6 protein-coding genes are annotated in these 6,948 nt (G+C 61.3%); all 6 read left to right on the top strand.

Annotated features, from left to right (window positions below):
- Window positions 1-20: 20 nt before the first annotated feature.
- Window positions 21-827 carry an alkaline phosphatase family protein gene (locus ABQX22_RS00090; protein WP_349795275.1) on the top strand — a complete coding sequence of 269 codons (807 nt, stop codon included), beginning with the start codon at window positions 21-23 and terminating at the stop codon, window positions 825-827.
- The gene (locus ABQX22_RS00095) at window positions 824-1,666 is read left to right on the top strand and encodes an ABC transporter permease (RefSeq protein ID WP_349795277.1); all 843 of its coding nucleotides are present in this window, start codon (window positions 824-826) and stop codon (window positions 1,664-1,666) included. Before ABQX22_RS00090 ends, ABQX22_RS00095 begins: the two co-directional genes overlap by 4 nt.
- Window positions 1,653-2,450: an ABC transporter permease gene (locus ABQX22_RS00100; protein WP_349795279.1), complete on the top strand. Its 798-nt coding sequence runs from the start codon at window positions 1,653-1,655 to the stop codon at window positions 2,448-2,450. The genes ABQX22_RS00095 and ABQX22_RS00100 overlap by 14 nt, the downstream gene beginning before the upstream one ends.
- 1 nt (window position 2,451) lies before the next feature.
- Window positions 2,452-3,441 carry an ABC transporter ATP-binding protein gene (locus ABQX22_RS00105; protein ID WP_349795281.1) on the top strand — a complete coding sequence of 330 codons (990 nt, stop codon included), beginning with the start codon at window positions 2,452-2,454 and terminating at the stop codon, window positions 3,439-3,441.
- Window positions 3,442-3,585: 144 nt separating this feature from the next.
- Window positions 3,586-4,239, top strand: a complete 654-nt coding sequence (locus ABQX22_RS00110) for an HAD family hydrolase (RefSeq protein WP_349795283.1) — start codon at window positions 3,586-3,588, stop codon at window positions 4,237-4,239.
- 303 nt (window positions 4,240-4,542) lie between these two features.
- The coding region (locus ABQX22_RS00115; RefSeq protein WP_349795285.1) for a hypothetical protein at window positions 4,543-6,948 on the top strand (2,406 nt) is incomplete at its 3' end.

Below are 6,948 nucleotides of genomic sequence, written 5' to 3' on the forward strand. Positions count from 1 at the left end.
TCAAGTACCCGGAGCGGCACATGAAACACAACGTCATTCTCATCGTGCTGGACGGTTTGAGTTACAGCGTCGCCCGGCACGCGATGGGGCATCTGCTGGCCTACAGCGATGCCGGCCGCGCTGCGTTGTACCGGCTGGAATGCGAACTGCCGTCGCTGTCCCGCCCGCTGTACGAATGCATCCTGACGGGCGTGGCGCCCATCGACAGCGGCATCGTGCACAACCAGGTCTCGCGCCTGTCCAACCAGCGCAGCATCTTTCATTACGCCAAAGACGCCGGGCTGACCACCGCCGCTGCCGCCTATCACTGGGTCAGCGAGCTGTATAACCGCTCGCCGTTCGTGGCCGCGCGGGATCGCCACACCGAGGCACCCGAGTTGCCGATTCAGCACGGGCACTTCTATTACGTCGATCACTACCCCGATTCGCACCTGTTCGATGACGCCGAGCACCTGCGCGTGCGCCATGCGCCGAACTTTCTGCTGGTGCACCCCATGAACATCGACGACGCCGGGCACAAGCACGGCCTCGACACCCCGCAATACCGCAACAGTGCGCGCACCGCCGACATCATTCTGGCCGAGTACCTGCAGCGCTGGCTCGACGCCGGTTATCAAGTGCTGGTCACCGCCGACCACGGCATGAACAACGACCGCTCCCACAACGGCATCCTGCCGGAAGAGCGGGAAGTGCCGCTGTTCGTGCTGGGCGACGCCTTCAGCCTGAACCCTGACGCGCAGCCCAAACAAACCGATCTATGCGGCACCGTCTGCGAACTGCTCGGTGTGCCCCACGACAAGCCGGTGTGCAGGGAGATACTCAAGTGAATTCACAAAGCCGAGGCAAGTGGCTGGGGCTGTTATGCCTGCTGCCGTTCGCCGTGTTTTTCATCATCTTCCAGATCGCGCCGCTGGTGTGGGTGGCGATCAACAGCCTGCATTCCGACGCCGGCTGGGGGATTGAAAACTTCATCAAGGCGTTCGATTCGCGCTTCTACCGCCAGGCGATCCAGTACAGCCTGGAGATCAGTTTCTGGTCGAGCCTGATCGGCATCATCATCGCGATCCTGGGCAGTTACTCGCTGCGCAAAGTGCCGTCGCGGCTGCGGGATTTCGTCAGCGCGTTCGCCAACATGACCAGCAACTTCTCAGGCGTGCCGCTGGCCTTCGCGTTCATCATCCTGCTGGGTTTCAATGGCGCACTGACGCTGATCCTCAAACAGGCGGGCATCATCGACGACTTCAACCTGTACTCGAAGACCGGCCTGATCATTCTCTACACCTATTTCCAGATTCCGCTGGGCGTGTTGCTGCTGTACCCGGCGTTCGACGCACTGCGTGAAGACTGGCGCGAGTCGGCCTCGCTGCTGGGCGCCAGCAGTTGGGATTTCTGGCGACACATCGGCGTGCCGGTCCTGACCCCTGCCCTGCTCGGCACTTTCGTGATCCTGCTGGCCAACGCCCTGGGCGCCTACGCCACGGTCTATGCGCTGACCACCGGCAACTTCAACGTGCTGCCGATCCGCATCGCGGCCATGGTCGCCGGCGACATCACGCTGGACCCGAACATGGCCAGCGCCCTGGCGATGATTCTGGTCGGGCTGATGACCCTCGTGACCATCGTCCATCAATGGCTGTTGAGGAGGAGCTACCATGTCTCGCGCTGAACGCGGCCCGGTCGGGCTCTACCACCGCATCGTGGTCTACATCCTGTTCCTGATCCTGCTGGCGCCGTTGCTCGGCACCTTCGTCTATTCCCTGGCCTCCAGCTGGTCGGCGACGATTCTGCCCAGCGGCCTGACCTTCAAATGGTACGTCGCGCTGTGGAGCGATCCGCGTTTTCTGATGGCCTTCGGGCAATCGCTGCTGGTGTGCGTCGGTGCCTTGATCCTGTCTGTGGTACTGGTGCTGCCGCTGCTGTTCGTCGTGCACTACTACTTTCCGAAACTCGACAGCGTGATGAACATCCTGATCCTGCTGCCCTTCGCCGTGCCGCCGGTGGTGTCCTCGGTGGGGCTGTTGCAGCTGTACGGTTCCGGGCCGATGGCGATGGTCGGTACGCCGTGGATTCTGATCGGCTGCTACTTCACCGTGGCCCTGCCCTTCATGTACCGGACGATCACCAACAACCTGCAGGCGATCAACCTGGTGGACCTGATGGACGCCGCCCAACTGCTGGGCGCCAGCACCTTTCAGGCTGCGGTGCTGGTGGTGCTGCCGAACCTGCGCAAGGGCCTGATGATCGCCCTGTTGCTGTCGTTTTCCTTCCTGTTCGGCGAGTTCGTCTTCGCCAACCTGCTGGTGGGCACCCGTTACGAGACCCTGCAGGTGTACCTCAACAACATGCGTAACAGCAGCGGCCACTTCAACAGCGCGCTGGTGATCTCCTATTTCCTCTTCGTGCTGCTGCTGACCTGGGCTGCCAACCGACTGAACAAGGACAAAGACTGATATGAGCTTCGTCAGTGTTGAAAACCTGCAAAAGAATTACGCCAGCACGGCCGTCTTTTCCGACATCAATTGCGAGATCAAAAAGGGCGAGTTCGTGACCCTGCTCGGCCCGTCCGGCTGCGGCAAATCGACCCTGCTGCGCTGCATCGCCGGGCTGACATCAGTCACCAGCGGACGCATCTTTCTCGACGGCAAAGACCTGGTGCCGGTCGCCCCGCAAAAACGCGGCATCGGCATGGTGTTTCAGAGCTACGCGCTGTTCCCGAACATGAATGTGGAGCAGAACGTCGCGTTTGGCTTGCGCATGCAGAAGGTCAGCGCCGATGAAAGCAAGCAGCGGGTGGCCGAAATCCTGAAGCTGGTGGAGTTGGGCGACTATGCCAAACGCTATCCGCACCAATTGTCCGGCGGTCAGTGTCAGCGGGTGGCGCTGGCCCGTTCGCTGGTGACGCGCCCGCGCCTGCTGCTGCTGGACGAACCGCTGTCGGCGCTGGATGCACGGATTCGCAAGCACCTGCGCGAACAGATCCGCGCCATTCAGCAGGAACTGGGGCTGACCACGATCTTCGTGACCCACGATCAGGAAGAAGCGCTGACCATGTCCGATCGGATTTTCCTGATGAACCAGGGCCGGATCGTGCAGAGCGGCGACGCCGAAACCCTGTACACCGCGCCGGTCGACGCCTTCGCCGCAGGCTTCATCGGTAACTACAACCTGCTGGAACCGGAAGACGCCAGCCGCCTGATGCTGCGCCCGATCAACAGCCGCGTGGCGATCCGGCCCGAGGCCATTCAATTGAGCCTGACCGGGGAGCTGGAAGGCGAGATCCGCAGTCACAGCCTGCTGGGCAACGTGATCCGCTACCGCGTCCAGGCCCGGGGCGTCGATCTGGTGGTGGATGTGCTGAACCGTTCCGCCAGCGACTTGCACCCCAATGGCAGGCGCGTCACCCTGAACATCGAAGCGTCGGCGTTGTGTGAGGTGGCTTGACGCGCGAGATTGCCCTGTAGGAGCGCGCTTGCCCGCGAAATGCGGTGTGTCAGCTCCCCCTTTATCCGCAGACACAGCGCAATCGCGGGCAAGCGCGCTCCTACACGGGATCTGCGCACGAACTGATTTAAGAGGACAGCAGCAATGGCTTTAGCAATTTTCGATCTGGACGAAACCCTGATCCACGGTGACTGTTCCAGCCTGTGGAGCGAGCAGATGGGGCGTTTGGGCTGGGTCGATCCCGAGTGGTTCATGAAGAAAGACCATGAACTGATGGAAGCCTACGGCAAGGGCGAACTGGCCATGGAAGATTACATGGCGTTCAGCCTGGACCCGATGGTCGGGCGCACGCAGGAGGAAGTGGATTTTCTGGTGGGGCCCTGGGTCGAGGATTACATCGAGCCGATCATTTTCAGCGACGCCACCAAGGCCATCGCCGAACACCGCGCCGCCGGTGACCGCATTCTGATCATCTCGGCGTCGGGGGTGCATCTGGTCAAGCCCATTGCCGAGCGCATCGGCGTGGATGAAGTGCTGGCCATCGATCTGGAGCTTGCCCATGGCGTCTACACCGGCAAAACCAGCGGCGTGCTCACCTACCGCGAAGGCAAGATCACGCGGCTGATGGAGTGGCTGGATCAGGAAGGCGAAAACCTCGAAGGCGCGAGCTTTTATTCGGACTCGCGCAACGATTTGCCGCTGTTGCTGAAAGTGGATTTCCCCCACGCGGTGAACCCCGACGCGACGCTGCGTGAACACGCCGAAAAGGCCGGCTGGCCGATTCATCACTGGAAGTAGCCGTCTCAGCCCGCCTCCGGCGCCGCCGTCCAAACCGACCGACGGCAGCAAAACCTGTCATTTCTGACAGTAGCCAATTCCCGTTATCCGGCGCCCAATGACTCCTGGCATTCATCGACAGGAGTCAACGCCATGACCACATCCCCGCATGACGCAGCGCCGCAGGCCGCTAACCCCAACCTCCTTGTCGGCCCGGAAATACCCGGCAACACCGGCGCACTTCCGAGCCCACCCGCGGCGCCCGGCGAAACGTGGCTGGGGGTCAACCACGGCGCTGTCATCGACAACTTTCCAGACAAAGGCTTGCAGCTCTACGTGCCGGTCTGGCCCGACATGTCCGTGGGTGACAGCGTCAAGGTATCGCTGGACACCTTGAACGTTGTGACCAAGTTCATCGTCCCCGGAGAGGTCGACCAGCGGGTCACCACGTTTATCGAAGCCCGTCATCTTCAACCCGGCCCGTACACGGTGAAATACATCGTCGAGCGTGTCAGTCAGACGCCGGTGTCGTCTGACGAAACCAGGATATGGGTCAAGCTCACCCGCCCCGGCGGCCAGGATCAGGACGGCGACACCCCAGGGCATTCGGCGTTGAAACTGACCTTACCTCAGGAGGTCATCAATAACGGCGTGGATGCAGACACCGCCACCGCGGGCGTACCCGTCACGATTGAACCGTACCCGGACATGAGCGAGCAGGACAATCTCAGGGTCTCCTGGGGTGGCCGGTTCGTGGAACATACGGTCACAAGTGCTGAAGTAAACACCCCCATCGAGATCATGGTGGAGGAGTCGGTCATTCTGGCGGCAGGCGACTCCGGCGACGGCGGGCTGGCGGTGACCTACGAGGTGTATGACGTGGTCAAGAACCGCTCCGAGGACTGGGCTGCGGAAACGCGCATCGCGGTGGATACCGGCAATCTGCGTCTGGAGGCCCCTTTTGTCGATGAGGCTGACGGCAATGTGCTGGATCTGGATGCGCTGGGGAGCAACCCGGTAACGGTCCAGATCGTGGCGATGAATCGCATGGTATTCATGGCGCAATTCATGGCATTGCTGGGCACAAAACTGACAGCAACGGTGGAAGCCTCCCTGGGCAAGGGTGCCCTCAAAGGTCTTGCGCCCCTGCGAGCCGACTTCGCGGTGGGCGACAAGATCTTCGTCAAATTAACCGGGACCACCGCAGACGGCGAACCCCTTATGTACGAAGCGGAACCGGTCACGATCGACCGCGTGGGGCATATCTTCGAGATACTGGTACCCAATGCACAGATCCGGCGACTGGCCAAAACCCAGGCGGTATTTTCCTACGACTTGAAGGACGCCACAGACACGTTGAAAGCCGCCTCCAAAGGTGCATTCATCAACGTTATCGGGGAAACCGTGCGCATGGCCGCCCCTGTCGCGCTGGATGCCCAGCAGGGCGCAATCGATCCGGACCTGCCGCAGACCACCGTGCAAATCCCGTGGGACGACAGCATGGCGGCAGGTGATCAGATCATCCTGAAATGGATCGGCACGAAACCTGACCTCGATCCTACCGACCCCCTGATTGACCCGCATGTCATCAGCAATCGAGAAGCGACAAACAAGTACCCGATCAACTTCACGGTGTCCGGCACACACCTCAAACAGATTGAAGGCGGCACGCTGGAGCTGTACTTCATCCTGGAAAAGGACAATCAGGGCGCCATCGTCAAAAGCGAATCCGCCCACACCGCGCAGATCAATGTCGGTGCGCCACGTGCCGAACTGCCAGCGCCTGAGGTCGCATACGTGGTAAACGGCGTGCTCGATCCGGCCAGGCCGGGAACCACCCTGACCGTGCCGGCCTACCCAGGAATGGCGGCGGGCGATGATGTCGCGTTCTTGTGGGAAGGCAGCTTGGGCGGCGACGTCGTCGACTTCATCACGCTTACCCCGTCCACGGTTAACAAATCGGTGGTCTTCAACCTTTACGCGGGCGATATCGCGCCCAACGACGGCGGGACCGTGGACGCGTCCTATTGGGTGGAACGCGTGAGCGACCGGACCAGCAACTCGGACATCGACCACTTCAATGTCGGCAAGCCGACTGTGCTGGGCCCGCCAGCGATTACTGGCATCAAGGACTCCAGCGGGCTGGAAATCCCCGAGGGTGGGTCCACCGCCGATACCCGCGTGACTCTCAGCGGCACTGCTCCAGCCAGTCAGGCAGTGGAGCTCTTTGATGGTGCACAGTCAAAGGGCCAGGCGACGGCCGGCACTGACGGAACGTGGACGCAGGAACTCACTGATCTGGCGGTAGGCTCGCATGCCTTGAAAGCCAAGGCTTTATATGGCGATGGCGCTGAGTCGGCAGTGCGCGGGTTTAGTGTGGCTGCAGTCGTCGCACCCACTATCTCTAGTATCAAAGCCGCCAGCGGCGCTGAAATTCCTGCCGGCGGGATAACCGTCGAAACGAGTGTGACACTGACGGGTGCTGCAAGCGCCGGGCTCGAAGTGGAGGTCTTCGATGGCAGTGCTTCTAAAGGCAAAGCCATGGCCAACACCAACGGACAATGGACCTTCGCAATTACAGGTCTGGCGGTTGCGGCTCATTCGATCAAAGCCAAGGCTTTATATGGCGGTGGCGCTGAGTCGGCAGTGCGCGGGTTTACTGTGGCCGCAGTCGTTGCACCCACTGTCTCCAGCATCAAGGCCGCCAGCGGCGCTGAAATTCCGGCCGGC

Source organism: Xanthomonas sp. WHRI 1810A, from assembly GCF_040202885.1.
Classification (GTDB): Bacteria; Pseudomonadota; Gammaproteobacteria; order Pseudomonadales; family Pseudomonadaceae; genus Aquipseudomonas.